Annotated in this window: 10 protein-coding genes and 1 tRNA gene; 1 reads left to right on the top strand and 10 read right to left on the bottom strand. The window is 69.7% G+C overall.

Annotated features, from left to right (window positions below):
* The first annotated feature begins 88 nt into the window (after window positions 1-88).
* Window positions 89-1,849: a CocE/NonD family hydrolase gene (locus ABT001_RS21305; RefSeq protein ID WP_030088356.1), complete on the top strand. Its 1,761-nt coding sequence runs from the start codon at window positions 89-91 to the stop codon at window positions 1,847-1,849.
* A 430-nt stretch (window positions 1,850-2,279) separates the two neighbouring features.
* Here the strand turns inward: ABT001_RS21305 and ABT001_RS21300 are convergent.
* The 10 genes from ABT001_RS21300 to ABT001_RS21255 form a co-directional block, all read right to left on the bottom strand.
* Window positions 2,280-2,353 (bottom strand) — tRNA-Thr (locus ABT001_RS21300).
* 98 nt (window positions 2,354-2,451) lie between these two features.
* Window positions 2,452-3,981: an alpha/beta hydrolase gene (locus ABT001_RS21295; protein WP_351279727.1), complete on the bottom strand. Its 1,530-nt coding sequence runs from the start codon at window positions 3,979-3,981 to the stop codon at window positions 2,452-2,454.
* 102 nt (window positions 3,982-4,083) lie between these two features.
* Entirely contained in the window at window positions 4,084-5,289 is a 1,206-nt protein-coding gene (locus ABT001_RS21290; protein WP_351279724.1) for a DNA polymerase III subunit delta', read from the bottom strand.
* Between the two features lie 118 nt (window positions 5,290-5,407).
* Entirely contained in the window at window positions 5,408-8,512 is a 3,105-nt protein-coding gene (tmk, locus tag ABT001_RS21285; RefSeq protein WP_351279722.1) for a dTMP kinase, read from the bottom strand.
* 177 nt (window positions 8,513-8,689) lie between these two features.
* Complete coding sequence (gene topA / locus ABT001_RS21280) at window positions 8,690-11,560, bottom strand: type I DNA topoisomerase (RefSeq protein WP_351279719.1); 2,871 nt, start codon at window positions 11,558-11,560, stop codon at window positions 8,690-8,692.
* Window positions 11,561-11,828: 268 nt separating this feature from the next.
* On the bottom strand, window positions 11,829-12,026 hold the full coding sequence (locus ABT001_RS21275) for a hypothetical protein (protein WP_351279717.1): 198 nt from the start codon (window positions 12,024-12,026) through the stop codon (window positions 11,829-11,831).
* 361 nt (window positions 12,027-12,387) lie between these two features.
* Window positions 12,388-13,893 carry a DUF7059 domain-containing protein gene (locus tag ABT001_RS21270; protein ID WP_351279714.1) on the bottom strand — a complete coding sequence of 502 codons (1,506 nt, stop codon included), beginning with the start codon at window positions 13,891-13,893 and terminating at the stop codon, window positions 12,388-12,390.
* Window positions 13,894-13,994: 101 nt separating this feature from the next.
* On the bottom strand, window positions 13,995-14,621 hold the full coding sequence (locus ABT001_RS21265) for a small secreted protein (RefSeq protein ID WP_351279712.1): 627 nt from the start codon (window positions 14,619-14,621) through the stop codon (window positions 13,995-13,997).
* Between the two features lie 284 nt (window positions 14,622-14,905).
* Window positions 14,906-17,374 carry a sodium-translocating pyrophosphatase gene (locus ABT001_RS21260; protein ID WP_351279711.1) on the bottom strand — a complete coding sequence of 823 codons (2,469 nt, stop codon included), beginning with the start codon at window positions 17,372-17,374 and terminating at the stop codon, window positions 14,906-14,908.
* A gap of 361 nt (window positions 17,375-17,735) precedes the next feature.
* Window positions 17,736-18,182: an ATP-binding protein gene (locus tag ABT001_RS21255; protein WP_351279708.1), complete on the bottom strand. Its 447-nt coding sequence runs from the start codon at window positions 18,180-18,182 to the stop codon at window positions 17,736-17,738.
* Between the last annotated feature and the right edge of the window lie 72 nt (window positions 18,183-18,254).

Here is an 18,254-nt window from a genome sequence, read left to right as displayed (position 1 = left end):
GGTGGTCGGCCGATTCCTTGCAGGGGTGACCTACGCGTGTGAGTGCCGCCCTTCCGCGTCTGCCCGCACCAGAAGCCAGGAGTACTTCATGAGGAAACGATCAGCCGCAACCGCCGCAGCACTGATCACGGCCTGCGCCGTGACCGGCGCCCTCACGGGGGCAGCCGTCGCCACGCCGGGCCGGGTGACCGACGGCAACCGAGCAGAGAAAACAGTTGTTGCCACGGCCACCCGTTCGGTGACCCATGAGGAGAATGAACGGGTGCCGGAGGGGGCGCGCTGGACCCAGCACTACTTCCCCTCCTCGGACGGCTCCGGGACCGAGCTGCATGCTGATGTGCTGCTTCCCGAAAACCTTCCCGAGGGCACGAAGGTGCCCGTCGTCATGTCGGCCGGCGCGTACTTCGGCCACTCCGGGCAGATGGAGGTGAAGGAAGAGCACGCCGGCCCCTCGGGGCGCTTCCAGGACCTGCTGGAAGGCACCGCCCTGCTCGACAAGGGGTACGCCTTTGTCATGGTGGACACCCGCGGCTTCGGCGGCTCCACTGGATGCCTCGACCTCGGCGGCCCCGGGGACCAGGCCGACGTCAAGGCCGCGATCGACTGGAGCTCGAAACAGCCCTGGTCCACCGGAGCGGTGGGAATGTACGGCAAGTCCTTCGACGCCTACACCGGCCTCCTCGGCAACAACGCGAAGAACGACGCGCTGAAAGCAGTCGTCGCCCAGGAGCCCATCTGGGACCTGTATGAGCACCTGCACTCCAACGGTGTACCCCGCCCGAACAGCGTGCAACTACCCACCAGCTACAACCGCATCGCCAGCCTGGCCCAGTTGCCGGACGAGGACAAGCGATACCGGACCAACGCCGCGTACGAGACGAAGCACCCCGAGTGCCTGGCACTCAACTCCTTCGGCCCCACCATCGGCGACCCGGAAGACCCGTACTGGAAAGACCGCAGCCCAGCCACGAAGGCGAAGGACACCGACACCCCGCTCCTGTTCACCCAGGGCACCACCGAAACCAACACCCTCCCCGTGGGAATGGAGGAGTTCCTCCACAACCACCGCGGCCCGCAGCGCGCCTGGATCGGCCCCTGGGACCACGTACGCGGCAACGACCGCACGCAGGAAGGGAAGTTCGCGATGGGCCGCGCGACCTGGTTCAAGGAGACAATGTCCTTCTTCGACGAACACCTCAAGGACATAGATCCCAAGGTCACATACCCGAACTACGCCGTCCAGGACAACCTCGGCAACTGGCGCGCCGAGAAGTCCTGGCCCACAGCGAACCGCTCCGCGAACCTCCGACTCGGCAACGGCTCGTACCTGGACAGCGGAGCAGGCTCACAGCCCACACCACCGGAAGAGGAAACCGGTCGTAATGCCGGAAGCTTCTTCATCTGGTCCGAACCTCTCAAGGCAGCCACCCGAGTCACCGGCACACCCAGGATCACCCTGACGGCCAGGGGTGAAGGCAACGTCATGGTCAAGCTGCACGACGTAGGCCCCGACGGAAACGCCGTCGCATTCGACGAGCGAGTCTCCCGCCTGGACCAGGACCACCTGAACATCAGCCTGAAGTCGACCGACTGGACCCTGCGAGCCGGCCACCGCCTCGCCGTGGAAATCGGCTCGGTACGAACCGGCGACTGGCTCGACACCCCCTCCAAGCAAAAGATCCAGATCAGCAACGCCCGCCTCCATCTGCCCCTGGACCACCCGGCCGAAGACACCGCCACCGACGGCGACCGAGCCCCATGGATCGACACCTACACACAGATCAACGCCGCGAAGCCGACGCCAGGCCCCGCCACCTTCACCGTGCCCCCAGCCGATACACGACGCTGAGGAACGCCACACCGCTCGGCATCCTGATCACGCCGGTTCGTGAGGGGCTGTCAAACCAGCGACCCTGTCTCACTGCCTCCGAAGCGGATCCCTACAGGTTTGTGAGGACTCAACAGTCTCGATTCTGCCGATCGTCCAACATCGGAGAAGGTCTCACACCACCTTCACCAGGACGACAGCAGAATCCCCTGACGGGGCATCAGGCACGCCTGTCCACCGATTGTCCACCGCGCCCCACTGCACGCCCCCGACTCACTATTCCCAGGCACGAAAAGGCCAGGTCAGAGGATCGCCACACGCGTAGGGCCAGGGCAGCTCCACCTGTGACCTAGGCATGCAATGCGTAGGTCACAGGTGTGCGATTAGCCCGGCTTTCAAGACTCACGAATACAAAAACCCCAGGTCAGGAGCCTGACCTGGGGTTCTTCTGAGCCGCCTTCGGGATTCGAACCCGAGACCTACGCATTACGAGTGCGTTGCTCTGGCCAACTGAGCTAAGGCGGCACGCTCTGTCGCACCATGGTGCGGTCAGCAGCGACGCCAAGTCTACACAGTTTCCAGGGGTGCTCCGTACCGCCCGCCCTCGCCGTCGTACGCGCAGGTCAGCTGCACTTCTTGCCGTTCCTGGGCGGCGTTCCGTCCAGGAGATAGGTGTTGATCGCCGTGTCGACGCAGTCGCTGCCACGGCCGTACGCCGTGTGCCCGTCACCCTCGTAGGTGAGCAGAGTCCCGGAGGAGAGCTGCTCCGCGAGGGACTCGGCCCACTTGTAGGGGGTGGCCGGGTCTCGGGTGGTGCCGACCACGACGATCGGCGCGGCACCCTCCGCCTCGGTGCGGTGCGGGGTGCCGGTGGGGTTCACGGGCCAGGAGCCGCAGTTCAGTGCGGCCCAGGCGAAGCCCTTGCCGAAGACCGGCGAAGCCTCCTCGAACTCCGGGAGCGCCTTCTCCACCGCCGAGGGACCGGTGAAGGCGGGAGGCAGATCGAGGCAGTTCACAGCCGCGTTGGCGAACATCAGATTGGCGTACTCACCGCTCGGCTCGCGCTCGTAGTAGCTGTCGGCCAGAGCGAGCAGACCGGAGCCGTCACCGCGCTGCGCGCCGGCCACCGCTTCACGGAGCTGGGGCCAGGCCGCCTCGTCGTACATGGCGGCGATCACTCCCGTGGTCGCCAGCGACTCGGTCAGCTTCCGGGACTCGCCGGTCGCCGCGGGTGTGGAGTCCAGGTCGGTGAAGAGCTTCTTCAGCGCCGTCGCAGCTGCCGAGGTCGACGTGGTGCCGAGCGGGCAGTCGGACTGCTTCACGCAGTCCGCGGCGAAGGACTGGAACGCCGCCTCGAAGCCCGCGGTCTGGTCGCGGTTGATGTCGGTCGCCGGGAGCGAGGGGTCCATCGCCCCGTCCAGGACGAGACGTCCCACCCGGGTGGGGAACAGCTCGGCGTAGGTCGCGCCGAGGAACGTGCCGTACGAGGCGCCGACGTAGTGCAGTCGCTCGTCGCCGAGCAGGGAGCGCAGGATGTCCATGTCGCGCGCCGTCTCGACCGTGGAGACATGCGGGAGGATCTTGCCGGAGCGCTTCTCGCAGCCGGCGGCGAACTTCTCGTAGGACTTCTTCAGCGTGGAGATCTCGCTTCGGTCGTCCGGGGTCTGGTCCACCTCCGTATAGGCGTCCATCTCCTTGCCGGTGAGGCACTCGACCGGCTCGCTGCGGGCCACCCCGCGCGGATCGATGGCCACCATGTCGTACCTGGCGCGGACGGGCGCGGGGTACCCGATGGCCGCGTACCCCTGGAGATAGCCGACGGCCGAGCCTCCGGGGCCTCCGGGATTCACCAGGAGCGAGCCGATCCGCTTGCCCGGTCCGGTGGCCTTCTTACGGGAGACGGCCAGCTTGACGTCCCCCTCGTCAGGCGCCGCGTAGTCCAGCGGGGCCTTCATCGTGGTGCACTGAAAACCCTCCACACCGCAGTCCCGCCAGCGCAGCTTCTGCCCGTAGTACGGCTGGAGTTCCTCGGCGACGGCCGAACCCGCCGCCGACGCACTCGGCGCCGAACCACCGCTGCTGCAGCCGGAGGCGAGGAGGCCGGCAGTGCCGAGCGCGGTGGCAAACGTACGGAGCAGGCGCCTGGTGTCCATCCCCGGAGCGTAGCCGCAGGGGGACGACCCAACCGATTCCCTACTCATACGGGTGAATTCGCCACCCTTGCGGAGCACCGCACGCTGCGCCGACGCCGGGCATCAGCCCGCTCGGAGCGCCACCGCCATCGCCTCCACGGCGAGCAGGGGTGCGACGTTACGGTCGAGGGCACGGCGGCAGGCGATCACCGCCTCGATCCTGCGCAGGGTGCGCTCGGGGGTGGATGACTCGGCGATCCGGTCGAGCGCGTCCCGTACATCGGTGTTGGCGAGGGCGATCCGCGAACCGAGCTGGAGGGCCAGCACATCGCGGTAGAACCCCGTGAGTTCGCTCAGGGCCAGGTCGAGGCTGTCCCGCTGCGTACGCGTTCTGCGGCGCTTCTGCCTGTCCTCCAGCTCCTTCATCGCACCCGCTGTCCCGCGCGGCATCCGGCCTCCGGCCACGCCGCCGAGCGCCGCCTTCATGTCGTCCGTCTCCTTGACGTCGACCTCCTCGGCGACCTGCTTGGCGTCGTCCGTGGCCGTGTCGATCAGCTCCTGGGCCGCCTTGAGGCAGCCGCCGACGTCGTGGACGCGGAGCGGGAGCTTGAGCACGGCGGCACGGCGGGCACGTGCCCGCTCGTCCGTGGCCAGGCGGCGCGCCCTGCCGATATGCCCCTGGGTGGCACGGGCGGCGGACGCGGCCCGCTCGGGGTCGATGCCGTCACGCCTGATCAGCACATCGGCCACGGCGTCCACCGGAGGCGTACGCAGCGTCAGATGGCGACAGCGGGAGCGGATCGTGGGCAGCACGTCCTCCAGGGAGGGCGCGCAGAGCAGCCACACCGTGCGGGGCGCGGGCTCCTCCACGGCCTTCAGCAGGACGTTCCCCGCACCCTCGGTGAGGCGGTCCGCGTCCTCCATGACGATGACCTGCCAGCGGCCCACGGCGGGAGAGAGCTGGGCACGGCGGACCAGCTCACGCGTCTCCTTCACACCGATGGAGAGCAGATCCGTGCGGATCACCTCGACGTCGGCGTGAGTGCCGATCAGCGCCGTGTGGCAGCCGTCGCAGAAGCCGCATCCGGGCGCCCCGCCCAGGGCCCGGTCGGGGCTGGTGCACTGGAGCGCGGCGGCGAAGGCGCGGGCGGCGGTGGAGCGGCCGGAACCGGGCGGGCCCGTGAACAGCCAGGCATGGGTCATCTTCGAGCCGGGGGGCACCGGCTCGCCCGCGGAGATGGCGGTGACCAGCACATCCGCGTCCCGGGCGGCGGCACCGAGCTGCTCCTGCACCCGGTCCTGTCCGACCAGGTCGTCCCATACGGTCATGGTCACCGCCCTTCCGGTGGTGTGGTGCGGGGGCGCCGGAATCATGGCGCTTCCCTATTGTGCGGGAAGGGTCCGACAATCCCGGCGTTCCGTCCCCGGGCCCACCGCCCGCCCGTCGTCAGCGACGTGGGCGGCGCCCGCCCCGTCCGGATCCGCCCTGGTCGTCGTCGGGGTCGCCGAGCAGTTCGTCGGCCAGGGACGGCAGATCGTCGAGCGGCGTCTCCTCCGCCCAGTCGGGACGCGGCCGCTGCCGACGGCGGGGGGCGTCCTGCGCCGCCGGTCCCGCCTGCGGGTCGTCGCTGACCAGGGGCAGTTCACGCGTGCGCTCGTTCTCGCCCTCGGGGCGGGAAGCGCGCGGCTCGTCGCGGAAGACGCCCGGCGGAACCCGGTCCGACGGGTTCTCGTCCCGCACCGGCGGCAGTACGGCCGTCTCGTCCGCGTCGCGCACGGGGGGCAGGACGGTCGTCTCGTCCGCGTCGCGTGCCGGCCGGTCCGGCCTGGCGACCGGCACGGGCTGCGTGATCTCGTTCGGATTCACGACGGGGGTCGGGACGGTGAGCTCGTTGTCCGGAACCGAGTGCCCGGTGGATCCGGGACCGGAACGGCCGGACTCCTCGGAACGCTGCGCGGCAGCGGCCTCCTCGGCCCGGGCGGCGGCCTCGGCACGACTGCGGGCCTCCTCGGCCCGTACCAGCGCCTCCTCCGCCCTGCGCTGCTTCTCCAGACGTTGCTCCTCCGCCTCCTTGCGAAGCCGCGCCTCCTCCTGGGCCTGGCGGCGCAGCCGCGCCTGCTCGGCCTCGCGCACCCGATCCTCGGCCTCGAGACGGGCTCGCTCCTCCTCCGCGCGGCGGCGGGCTTCCTCGGCACGCTGCCGGGCCTCCTCCGCCTGGCGCTCGGCCTCGCGCTGCCGCGCCTCTTCCTCCTCGCGGCGCCTGCGCTCCTCCTCCTCGGCACGGAGCTTGGCGAGCTGAGCCTGCCGCTCCCGCTCCAGCCGCTCCTCCTCGGCCTTCCGGGCCGCCTCTTCCTCGGCCTTGCGCCTGGCCTCCTCCTCGGCTGCCTTGCGGGCGTCCTCCTGGGCCTTGATCTCGGCGTCGGAGAGCGGCAGGAGGTGGTCGAGCCGGTGGCGTACGACGGTGGTGATCGCTTCCGGTTCCTGCCCGGCGTCCACCACCAGGTAGCGAGTCGGATCGGCCGCGGCGAGGGTGAGGAAGCCGGACCGGACCCGGTTGTGGAATTCGGCCGGCTCGGACTCCAGCCGGTCGGGCGCCTCGGTGAAGCGTTCCCGCGCCGTCTCCGGGTCCACGTCCAGAAGCACCGTCAGGTGGGGTACGAGCCCGCTCGTCGCCCAGCGCGAGATCCGGGCGATCTCGGTCGGGGCGAGGTCACGGCCCGCGCCCTGGTAGGCGACGGACGAGTCGATGTAGCGGTCCGAGATGACGATCGCACCGCGCTCCAGTGCCGGGCGGACGACCGAGTCGACGTGCTCGGCCCGGTCGGCGGCGTACAGCAGGGCCTCGGCCCGGTTGGACAGACCTGCCGACGAGACGTCCAGCAGGATCGAACGCAGCCGCTTGCCGACCGGGGTGGCCCCCGGCTCGCGGGTCACGACCACCTCGTGGCCCTTGGCACGGATCCAGTCCGCGAGCGCCTCGACCTGAGTCGACTTACCGGCTCCGTCGCCACCCTCCAGCACGAGGAAGAAACCGTTCGCCGCCGGTGCGACGGCGGGATCGCCGCCGCGCAGCGCCTCACGCAGGTCGCGGCGGAGAGGCACACCGGCACGGTCGTCGGTCCTGGCGAGGACGATCACCGCGACGGGCAGCAGCAGCGCGCCGATGAGCATCAGCGCGAAGGCCGCACCGCCGTGCGCGAAGACGAAGTCACCGGACCCCAGGCGGTGCCGGCCGATGGCGGCGGCGAGCAGCGGGCCGCCCACCGCTCCGAGCGCGACCAGCACCCGGACCACGGCCTGGAGGTGCTCGGTGGCCCTGGCCTGCCGGAACGCCTCCGTCTCCTGGTCGATGACGGCATGCCCGACGTTCGCGGCGACGCCCGCCGCGTAGCCGGCGAGCAGCGCGATCAGCAGCCCGGTGGCGGTGTCGGGCACCAGGCCCAGCGCGAGGAGCGCCACACCCGTGACCGCGACCGCCAGGGCCAGCAGCCGGCGTCGCGACAGGGCGGGCAGCACCTTGCGCGCGGTACGGATGCCGAGCGCGGTGCCACCGGTCAGGACCAGGACCAGCAGAGCGAAGGTGGCGGGCCCGCCACCGAGGTCGGCGGCGTGCAGCACCGAGACGGCGGCAGCGGCGGCGACGGCCCCGGCGACCGCCGCACACGCGGCGACGACCAGCGGGACGCTTCCGGTGCGGCCCTTGTCCGAGCCGGTTCCGGTGACCGGCCGGCGCAGCCCCTCCAGGGGCGAGCGCGGTCGGGGCGTCTGGGTGGCCGGGATCGCGAGGAAGTACAGGGTGGAGACGGAGGCGGCGAAGAGGCCGGCCGCGACGTAGGAGCCGAGAGCGGCCTGATGGAAGGAGAACCAGTCGAAGCCGGTACCGAGCAGTTCACCGATCAGCGCGGCGATCACCAGCACGACGGCGGCCGCGGGGACCGCCAGGAAGTTCGTCCGCAGGGAGAGTCGGCGCAGGGCGTCGAGGCGATCCGGCAGCGGGCGCACGGCGGCGCCCTCCGGAGGCGGGGAGGGAAGCAGAGCGGGCGCCGCGCTCTCCTTGGCCACCGTCCACAGCCGTTCGCCGACCCCGGCGACGAAGACGGTGATCAGGATCATCATGAGTGCCTTGTCCGGCATCCAGTCGATCCACAGGGGTGCGACGACCAGCAGGGCGAGCCGCAGCCCGTCCGCGCCGATCATCAGCCAGCGGCGGTCGACGGGACCGCCGGGCGCCGTGAGCGCCGTCAGAGGTCCCAGGAGTACGGCTCCGAAGAGCACGGTGGAAAGAATCCGGGCACCGAACACGGCGGCGACGGCGAAGGCCGCCCCGCGGTATCCGGCCCCGAAGGAGCCCTCGAGGACCGCCGCTTGCAGCGACAGCAGCACAAGCACGAGAAGGGCGAGTGAATCGCCGATGCTGCCGACGACCTGTGCGCTCCACAACCGCCTGAGCGGAGGAATGCGCAACAGGGCTCGTACGGCGCGCTCGCGTGAGTCTGCGGCAAGTGTGTCGGAGGTGGGGCTCACGACCGGTGGCTGCTCGGCTCGCGTCATCCGCCCAGCCTATCGGGAGCGGGACGGTGCCCGGGGGCCGCGTCCGAACATATGCCCCATAGGGACCCAGGCCGTCTGTCACACGAACGCAGGAAGGGCTGGGGACGTCCCAGCCCTTCCGGTGTTCGCGTACGGCCGACGGCCGGCTCCCGGTGCCGAGGCACCGGAATCCGAGGGTCAGCTCTCCTCGGACGGGGCCGTCCCCCTGGCCGTGGCGGCCGTCCTCTTCGCGGGCGCCTTCTTGGCCGCGGTCGTCTTCTTCGCGGCCGTCGTCTTCTTGGCCGCCGTGGCCTTCTTGGCCGTCGTCGTCTTCTTCGCGGCCGTCGTGGCCTTCTTCGCCGGCGCCTTCTTGGCCGGAGCCTTCTTCGCCGTCTTCTTCTTCGCCGGCCCCTTGGCCCGCTTCTCCGCGAGCAGCTCGTAGCCACGCTCCGGCGTGATGTCCTCGACGCTGTCGTCGGTCCTCAGCGTCGCGTTCGTCTCGCCGTCGGTGACGTACGCGCCGAAGCGGCCGTCCTTCACGACCACCGGAGCCCCGCTCACCGGGTCCGTGCCCAGTTCCTTCAGCGGCGGCTTGGCGGCGGCCCGCCCGCGCTGCTTCGGCTGTGCGTAGATCGCCAGGGCCTCGTCGAGCGTGATGTCGAAGAGCTGGTCCTCGGACGTCAGGGAACGCGAGTCCGTGCCCTTCTTGAGATAGGGCCCGTAACGGCCGTTCTGCGCGGTGATCTCGACGCCCTCGGCGTCCTCACCGACGACTCGCGGCAGCGACATCAGCTTGAGCGCGTCGGCCAGCGTCACCGTATCGAGCGACATCGACTTGAAGAGGCTGGCCGTCCGCGGCTTCACCGCGTTCTTGCCGGTCTTCGGCGTGCCCTCGGGCAGCACCTCGGTGACGTACGGGCCGTAGCGCCCGTCCTTGGCGATGATCTGGTGACCGCTGACCGGGTCGGCGCCGAGTTCGAAATCGCCGCTCGGCTTGGCCAGCAGTTCCTCCGCGTACTCCACGGACAGCTCGTCGGGCGCCAGGTCCTCCGGCACGTCCGCGCGCTGGTGGCCCTCGGAGTCCTTCTCGCCGCGCTCGATGTACGGGCCGTAGCGGCCGACGCGCAGCTTGATGTCGTTGCCGACGGGGAACGAGGAGATCTCACGGGCGTCGATCGCGCCCAGGTCGGTCACGAGCTCCTTCAGCCCGCCGAGGTGGTCCCCGTCGCCGTTGCCCGCGGAGGACGCGGCGCTCGCACCGGTCGTGTCGCCTCCGGTGCCGAAGTAGAAGTGCCGCAGCCACGGCACGGACTGGGCCTCGCCCCGCGCGATGCGGTCGAGGTCGTCCTCCATGCGGGCGGTGAAGTCGTAGTCGACGAGCCTACCGAAGTGCTTCTCCAGCAGGTTGACCACGGCGAACGAGAGGAACGACGGCACCAGGGCCGTGCCCTTCTTGAACACGTAGCCACGGTCCAGGATGGTCCCGATGATCGAGGCGTACGTCGAGGGGCGGCCGATCTCCCGCTCCTCGAGCTCCTTGACCAGCGAGGCCTCGGTGTAACGGGCCGGCGGCTTGGTGGCGTGCCCGTCGACCGTGACCTCGTCGGCGGTCAGCGCGTCGCCCTCGGCGACCTGCGGCAGACGGCGCTCGCGGTCGTCCAGCTCGGCGTTCGGGTCGTCCGCGCCTTCGACGTACGCCTTCATGAAGCCGTGGAAGGTGATCGTCTTGCCGGACGCGGAGAACTCGGCGTCCTGGCCGTCGCTCGCCCGGCCACCGATCTTGACGGTGACGGAATTACCGACGGCGTCCTTCATCTGGGAGGCGACGGTCCGCTTCCAGATCAGCTCGTAGAGCCGGAACTGGTCGCCGGTGAGGCCCGTCTCGGCCGGGGTGCGGAAGCGATCGCCGGAGGGGCGGATCGCCTCGTGCGCCTCCTGCGCGTTCTTGACCTTCCCTGCGTACGTGCGGGGCTTGTCGGGCAGGTAGTTCGCCCCGTACAGCTGCGTGACCTGCGCCCGGGCCGCGGAGATCGCGGTGTCCGAGAGCGTCGTGGAGTCCGTACGCATATAGGTGATGAAGCCGTTCTCGTACAGCTTCTGTGCCACCTGCATCGTCGCCTTGGCCCCGAAGCCCAGCTTGCGGCTCGCCTCCTGCTGGAGGGTCGTCGTGCGGAAGGGCGCGTACGGCGAGCGGCGGTACGGCTTCGACTCGACCGAGCGGACCGCGAACGTGGAGTCGGCGAGCGCCGCCGCCAGGGCACGGGCGTTCGCCTCGTCCAGGTGCAGCGTCTGGCCGGAGCCGGACTTCAGCTGCCCGTCCGGACCGAAGTCGCGGCCCTGGGCGATGCGGCGCCCGTCGACCGCGCTGAGGCGGGCGGTGAGCGTCGAGGGGTCGGAGGCGTCACCGGTGCGGCCGGTGGCGAAGGTACCGGTCAGGTCCCAGTACTCGGCGGAACGGAAGGCGATGCGCTCGCGCTCCCGCTCGACGACGAGCCGGGTGGCGACGGACTGGACGCGGCCCGCGGAGAGCCGCGGCATGACCTTCTTCCACAGGACCGGTGAGACCTCGTAGCCGTACAGGCGGTCGAGGATGCGGCGGGTCTCCTGGGCGTCGACCATGCGCTGGTTGAGCTCGCGCGGATTGGCGACGGCGGCCCGGATCGCGTCCTTGGTGATCTCGTGGAAGACCATCCGGTGGACCGGGACCTTGGGCTTGAGGACTTCCTGCAGGTGCCACGCGATGGCTTCGCCCTCGCGGTCCTCATCGGTGGCGAGGAAGAGTTCGTCGGATTCGGCAAGGAGCTGCTTGAGCTTCCTGACCTGGGCTTTCTTGTCGGCGTTGACGACATAGATCGGCTGGAAGTCGTTTTCGACGTCCACGCCGAGGCGGCGTACCTCACCGGTGTACTCGTCCGGCACCTCGGCGGCGCCGTTCGGCAGGTCGCGGATGTGCCCGACGCTCGCCTCGACGACGTATCCGGGGCCGAGATAGCCCTTGATCGTCTTCGCCTTGGCAGGCGACTCGACAATGACGAGTCGGCGGCCTGCGCTCTCGCTGGTCGGGGACAACTTCGCTCTTCTCTCCGGTCGGCACTCGTGGGCATCCGGGCAGCGCTCTGACGCTGCTCGCGGTGCTGTCGCTGCGGAGTGTGACGGTACAACCCGCCCCCGTGTCAAACGGCAAAAGCCCGCAACGGCCACTCGAACGGTAACCCGACTTCCGCCATTCCTGCCGCCCGGACTGCCCGGTCCACTCCTCGCACGGCTGTCGCCTGCGGGTTTCGGGGTCCTGTCGGGGTGCCGTGCGGGATGCCTGCCCGGCTGCCGCGGAAGGGGATCAGACGCGGGTGAAGCACCACACGCCGAGGACGAGGAAGAGTACGCCGAAGAGCGTGGCGAGAGCGGTGGAGGCTACGGGGCTCACACCGTGCGCCACCGGCGCACGCTGGATGGTGCGCGCCCCCGTCCAGATGAGAAGGGCGGTACCGAACAGCGCGAAGGCCGCACCGGCGAAGACCGCGGTGACGCTTTCCATGTCCGTACCCCTCACGCTCTTCGTTCAGCCGCCGGCCGGCGCTCGCACACCACCACGTTCCGTGGCTCCCACACTGTGCGGGCGGCTCGCCAGTGGGGAGGCTGCCACGCCGGAGGGTCCTCCGGACCAACCAGGAATGAACACCGTCCAGCCGTTCGGGGAACGGTCATGAACGGAACCTCACCGGCCGGGCCGGAGCGGCGTACGAGCAGGCGTGGAGGCGCTGGACGGAAGGGTGTTGAGCGCAGGGGCCGAGGGCTTCCGTAAGCGGTAACGGAACACGGCGGCGGATCGGGGAGGCGAGCGCGCAGGTCTACGGGTGGCGCCCGATGCCACGCCGCCCCGTCGTCCCGCCGCCCCGTCAGCGCACGGGCTCCAGGAAGCCTTCCTCCACCAGCAGTCGGATCGCCTGCGGGGTGCGGTCGCGCAGCAGCACCGGGTCCTCGGCCATCAGCTGGGCGATGGCGTCCAGGATCCTGCCCGCGGGCAGCGAACCGTCGCACACGCCGGCGAAACCGGCCCCGACGGCATCGACCTTGGTGGCACGGCGCATCCCACGGTGCTGACGCAGCACCACGTGCTCGGGATCCTCCGCGCCCGGCATCCCGACCTGCTCCTGTACGACCTCCTCGGCGAGGGTGAAGTGCGCGGCGAGCAACGCCGCGTCGTCGTGCTCCCGCAGATAGTCCTGCCGTGCGAAGTGGGCCTCGACGGCGGATCCGAGGGGCTGCTCCACCGAGTGCGGCCACTCCTCCGCCACGAGCGAGGGATTCCCGGCGGCCGCCGCGGCGGACTTCCGGAGCGTGATCCAGCCGAAGCCGACGGCCTTGGTGTCACGGGCCTCGAACTCGTCCAGCCAGGCCTCGTACCGCTCGGTGTACAGGGCGGGGTCGGTACGGTGGTCGCCGCTGTCCCGCAGCCACAGCTCGGCGTACTGCGTGATGTCCTGCACCTCGCGCTGCACGATCCAGGCGTCACAGCCGTCGGGCACCCAGGAGCGCACCCGGTCCTGCCACTCCTCGCCCTCCACGTGCTGCCAGTTGGCGAGGAACTGCGCGTAACCGCCCTCGTTGAGCCGGTCCCCTGCCTGCCGCACCAGTGTCCGGCACAGGTCGTCACCGCCCATGCCGCCGTCGCGGTACGTCAGCCGGGCACCGGGCGAGATGACGAAGGGCGGGTTGGACACGATCAGGTCATACGTCTCGGAACCGACCGGTTCGAAGAGGGAGCCCTCCCGCAGATCGGCGGGGGCCGCTCCGGACAGGGCGAGGGTCAGGCGGGTGAATTCCAGCGCGCGCGGGTTGACGTCCGTGGCCGTGACCCGGGTGGCGTGCTGGGCAGCGTGCAGGGCCTGGACACCGGATCCCGTACCGAGATCGAGGGCGGAGGCCACGGGCTTGCGCACGGTGATTCCGGCGAGCGTGGTGGAGGCCCCGCCGACGCCCAGGACGACGCCTTCCTCGTGCGAGCCGATGCCGCCGGCTCCTCCGACCGCGCACCCCAGGTCGGAGACGATGAACCAGTCCTCCCCCTCGGGTCCGCCGTAGGGCCGCACGTCGACGGTCGCTGCGACCATGTCGCCCTCGTGAACCGCCCAGCCGTCCTCCACGCACACCTCCAGCGGGAGGGCGGCGGCCGCCGCGGCGACCGGAACGGGGCGCTGCAGAAGGAACATCCGCACCAGCGTGTCGAGCGGCGAATCCCCGCGGGTGGCCCGGAGCGCCGGGACCGTTTCGCTGCGGGCGAGCGCGGCGTACGCGGACGCGCCGAGCCGTTCGAGGAGGCCATCGGCGGTGAACGCGGCGGCGATCAGGGCTTCGCGGAGCCGGGGGGCACGGTCGGATGCGGGGAGGCTGGTCGTACTCACCCGCCCATTGTGTCCGCTCACACCGACAACGGCAGCCGCCCGGCCCCCGCAAGGGTCGGCCGGGCAGCTGCGGGGGCTCGATCGCTACCGCTCCCCGGCCACTACGACTTCTCGGTCGCCGAGGCCGAGGGCGACGCGGACTTCGACGTCGGTGCGGACGGAGCGGAGGCGGGAGGAGCCGAGGCCTTCGGCTTCTGGCAGCCCTTCTGCTTCGCCATGGCGGAACCGACCTCGCCGGACTGAAGCTTCCTCAGTGCCTGGTCACCGTTGGTGCTGATCTTCGTCAGCTCGTCGGCGATGCCGGTGAGACCGTCGGCGAACTTCGCCTGGTCCTTCGGATCCAGCGCGTCGACCTTCGTCTTCAGGTTCACGTAGGCCGTCGAGGAGGCGTTGAGCTCCTTCACCGCCTCCTTGTGCGTGGCCTCTCCGCCCTCCACGGGCGGCGCCCCCGCCGACTGCACAGCCGTGCCCAGCGCCTTGTACGCCTGCGAGATCTGCTGGAAGGCGGCCGAGTCGGTCTTCTGGACATCGGCGGGCTTGCTCTCATCGCCCGTCTGCTGCTGGATCGCGGCATTGGCGTTCGCGATCTTCTGCAACTGCGGCTGAACCTGGTCGCAGACCTTCTTCGCCCAGTCGTTCACCTTGTCGTCGCTGTCGTCGCTGCAGCCCGACAGCGTCAGTACGAGTACCGCACCGCCGGACAGTGCGGCTGCAAGCTTCTTGTTCACCGGATTGGGTCCCTTCCAAGGCTCTCGGCCCCGGAACTTACACGTCGAGTGGCCGACAATCAGGCGCCGGGCATCCGATATATATGCTTTTGCAGCCATTTGCACCAAGGGAAATGAGGGAGATACAACTCACCTACCCACTCGGACATCCGTGCGGACCTGTCTCGCCCTCAGAGCCCCTCCCGCAGGACACCGACACGGCGGACGGCACACCAGGGGGCGCCGTCCGCCGCCGTACTGACTCGATGTCACCTATCGGAACGTCGGGCCCGCGATCGTGTGCCTCATGACACCGCGGCAGGACCGGCGGACTTCGCGGGGCCGTTCCCTCCGTCGTCACCGCCACCGGCGCCCGGGCCACCGCCCGGGCTTTCGCTGTCGCCCACGGCGATCCCCCGCCGCTTGGACGCGTAGACGGCACCGACGATGACCACGACGGCGATGCCGGCCACCAAGGCCCGCACCCCCGCGCTCGCGTCCTCCCCGTAGCTGAACTGCACCACCGCGGGGGCGATGAGCAGCGCCACCAGATTCATCACCTTGAGGAGGGGGTTGATGGCCGGGCCCGCCGTGTCCTTGAAGGGATCGCCGACCGTGTCGCCGATGACCGTCGCGGCATGGGCGTCACTGCCTTTGCCGCCGTGGTGGCCGTCCTCGACGAGTTTCTTGGCGTTGTCCCACGCTCCACCGGAGTTGGCGAGGAAGACGGCCATCAGGGTGCCGGTGGCGATGGCTCCGGCGAGATAGGAACCGAGGGCCCCGACCCCCAGGGTGAACCCGACCGCGATCGGCGCCAAAACCGCGAGCAGCCCGGGCGTGGCGAGCTCACGCAGCGCGTCCTTGGTACAGATGTCGACGACGCGTCCGTACTCCGGCTTCTCCGTGTAGTCCATGATTCCTGGGTGTTCCCGGAACTGCCGCCGCACCTCGTGGACCACGGCCCCGGCCGAACGGGAGACGGCGCTGATGGCCAGACCGGAGAAGAGGAAGACGACCGCGGCTCCGAGGATCAGGCCGACCAGGTTGTTCGGCTGCGAGATGTCCAGGCTCAGCCCGAGCTCTCCGGCCCCGGCCCCCACGTCGGCGACCGCCGAGGCGATGGCATCCCGGTACGAGCCGAACAGCGCCGCCGCGGCCAGAACCGCCGTGGCGATCGCGATGCCCTTGGTGATGGCCTTGGTGGTGTTGCCGACGGCGTCCAGGTCCGTGAGGACCTGGGCTCCGGCACCCGTGACGTCCCCGGACATCTCGGCGATGCCCTGGGCGTTGTCGGAGACCGGACCGAAGGTGTCCATCGCGACGATGACGCCCACGGTGGTGAGCAGTCCGGTCCCTGCCAGGGCCACCGCGAAGAGCGCCAGCATGATCGATGTACCGCCGAGCAGGAAGGCTCCGTAGACACCGAGACCGATCAGCAGCGCGGTGTAGACGGCCGACTCCAGCCCGATGGAGATGCCCGCGAGCACGACGGTCGCGGGGCCGGTCAGCGAGGACTTCCCGATGTCCCGGACCGGGCGCCGACCGGTCTCGGTGAAGTAGCCGGTGAGCTGCTGGATCAGGGCGGCGAGCACGATGCCGATGGCTACGGCGACCAGCGCGAAGACCCGCGGGTCGCCACCGTGCGCGGTGATGGCTTCGTCCGTGACCCCGTCGAGCTCGGCGTACGAGGACGGCAGATAGAGGAAGGCGGCCACCGCCACGAGGACGAGCGAGATCACCGCGGATACGAAGAATCCGCGGTTGATGGCGCTCATTCCGCTGCGGTCGGCGCGCCTCGGGGCGACGGCGAAGATCCCGATCATCGCCGTGACCACGCCGATCGCCGGCACGATCAGTGGAAAGGCGAGCCCCGAGTCTCCGAATGCGGCCATGCCCAGGATGAGTGCGGCCACGAGCGTCACGGCGTATGACTCGAACAGGTCTGCGGCCATGCCCGCGCAGTCGCCGACGTTGTCGCCGACGTTGTCGGCGATGGTGGCGGCGTTGCGCGGGTCGTCCTCGGGGATGCCTTGCTCCACCTTGCCCACGAGGTCGGCACCCACGTCGGCGGCCTTGGTGAAGATGCCGCCCCCCACCCGCATGAACATGGCGATCAACGCGGCACCGAGGCCGAATCCCTCCAGCACCTTGGGCGCGTCGGCGGCGTAGACGAGCACCACACAGGAGGCCCCGAGCAGGCCGAGGCCCACCGTGATCATGCCGACCACGCCACCTGTACGAAAAGCGATCTTCATCGCTTTGTGCGAAACGGTGGTGAGATCCTTTTCCGGCTCTCCCGCGACGGGGGTGGCCTCACGCGCCGCAGCCGCCACACGCACATTGCTGCGGACGGCCAGCCGCATACCGATGTATCCGGTGGCGGCCGAGAAAAGCGCACCCACCAGGAAGAACAGAGAGCGCCCCGCGCGCTGCGACCAGTTGTCGGCAGGAAGCAGCAGAAGCAGGAAGAACACGACGACGGCGAAGATGCCGACGGTTCGCAGTTGCCGGGCCAGATACGCGTTCGCGCCTTCCTGGACGGCGGCCGCGATCTCTTTCATGCGTTCAGTGCCTGTACCGGCCGCCAGCACCTGGCGTACCAGCAGCTGGGCCACGACCAGGGCGGCAACGGCTACGACCGCGACGACGACGACGATCAGCCGATTGCCATCGGTGAGTACTGCGGCTGCGAGTGAGGTGGACCGGCCGGAAGGTGCGGCACCGTGCGTCAGTTCTGCCAGTGGGGGGTTTGGGGTGTTGAAGAACTCCGCCATACGTCCTCCTTGAAGCTGAGCGCTCAAGACGTGGACGGATTGTAGGGAGAAGAACCCGATCAAAACAGTGGGTGGTCAATGAAATCGACTTTCGTCCACCCAATGACAAAAGATCTCGAGCCTGTTCGGACCCGAATGCAGTAATGGGACAGAAGCATGACGCGTGCACAATGATCGAAGATCGTGACCGAGAAAACAGAAAAGGCCCCTGCTCAGCAGGGGCCCGTGCGGGGCAGGGAGGCCCCGAACAGCTGTCATGATTTTCCGGTCCGTCCGGCCGGTCCCGTCCGTTTTGCAGCCTGGCTGCCAAACTGTTCGGCCGTCCGGCTGACTGTCCGGCGGGGGGTGGGTCGGTGGTGGGTCAGGGAAGCACGACGACCGGAGCCGTCGGCCAGGTCATGCGGATCACTCCACCGTCCGCACCCGTGCGGACCTCCACGTCGTCGACCAGGCCGCTGATGACCGCGAGGCCCATCTCGTCCTCGCCGTCGGCATCGGTCTCCGGGTCGTCCGGACCGCCGCCGAGTGTCCCCTGCGCCGAGGCCTCACGTCCCGAAGCCGTGAGCCCGTCGCCCACCTCGATGGAGAATGCCTTCTCCTCCTCGGTCAGAATGACTGTGACCGGGGTGGTGATGTGATGGTTCCGATGCAGCCCCACCGCGCGGCTGCACGCCTCACCGACTGCGAGTCTGACCTCGTCGAGCACCGCCTCGTCGACGCCGGCCCGTCGCGCCACGGCGGCTGCCACCAAGCGGGCCGTCCTGACGTGTTCGGGCTGAGCGCTGAAGCGGAGTTCAACGGTTGGCATGCCATCCCCCTCGAACGTATGGGCGTGCGTCTCAGGGGCCCGGGCGTGACGCCCGGTACCCCTGTTCTCATT

It is taken from the genome of Streptomyces sp. NPDC002793 (genome assembly GCF_040295485.1).
Taxonomy (GTDB): domain Bacteria; phylum Actinomycetota; class Actinomycetes; order Streptomycetales; family Streptomycetaceae; genus Streptomyces.
This window is presented reverse-complemented; position numbering and strand designations above follow the sequence as displayed.